Origin of the sequence: Mesorhizobium sp. M1A.T.Ca.IN.004.03.1.1, assembly GCF_003997555.1 — a bacterium.
Lineage (GTDB): Bacteria > Pseudomonadota > Alphaproteobacteria > Rhizobiales > Rhizobiaceae > Mesorhizobium.
The window spans coordinates 1-254 of sequence record NZ_RZTV01000689.1; the positions used below are offsets into that span (position 1 = coordinate 1).

Sequence of the window (254 nt, forward strand, 5' to 3'; positions counted from 1 at the left end):
GTCGACGGACGGCCTGCCAGAGCCGGACGGTGAAAAACGCGCCGGCCAGCACGATCAGCCAGTTGACGACCATGATCGCCGCGCCGCGGCCAAAGTTCAGGTTCTGGAAGGCGATCATATACGCCTGGACTGAGAGTGCCGCGGTGCTGTTTCCTGGACCGCCCTGGGTGGTTCCGAAGATGATGTCAAACTGGTTGAAGGATTCGATCAGCCGGAAGACGGCTGCAATCAGGATGTAAGGCGCCACGAGCGGC

Annotated in this window: 1 pseudogene; it reads right to left on the bottom strand. The window is 61.4% G+C overall.

From position 1 onward, the window contains the following. A pseudogene (locus EOD29_RS33420) lies at window positions 1–254 on the bottom strand (sugar ABC transporter permease); the annotation flags it as partial.